Source organism: Schumannella sp. 10F1B-5-1, assembly GCF_006517535.1.
Classification (GTDB): Bacteria; Actinomycetota; Actinomycetes; order Actinomycetales; family Microbacteriaceae; genus Schumannella.
Genome location: NZ_VHQH01000314.1, coordinates 1 through 406, shown reverse-complemented (window position 1 = coordinate 406; position 406 = coordinate 1). Strand labels below are relative to the sequence as shown.

The following is a 406-nucleotide window of genomic DNA, read 5'->3' as shown; positions in this document are numbered from 1 at the left end:
GGTGTGATCATGCCGCGGTTGCGGCGGGGTTGTGAAGGGTTTCGTATTCGTCGGGGCTGAGGTAGCCGAGCGCGGAGTGGCGTCGGGAGCGGTTGTAGAAGCTCTCGATCCATTCGAAGATCGCGGTTGCGAGTTCCGTGCGGGTGGCCCAGGGGCGCCGGTCGAGGAGCTCGATCTGCATCGAGCCCCAGAACGATTCCATGAGCGCGTTGTCGTACGCGGAGGCGACTTTCCCCATCGAACCCATCAGTCCGGCCTCGCGCATCCGGTTCCCGAACAGCCAGGAGGTGAACTGGGTGCCGCGGTCGGAGTGCAGGATCGTTCCGTCGGGGCGGCGGCGGATCCGGGCCATGTCGACGGCGTCGAGGACGAGCTCGGTGCGGAGGTGATCCGCGATCGACCAGCC

General features: G+C 66.5%; 1 protein-coding gene. It reads right to left on the bottom strand.

The window, feature by feature from the left end; all coding sequences use genetic code 11:
- Window positions 1–7: 7 nt before the first annotated feature.
- Window positions 8–406, bottom strand: a 399-nt coding sequence (locus FJ658_RS15840; protein ID WP_141146271.1) for an integrase core domain-containing protein, incomplete at its 5' end; no start/stop codon positions are given.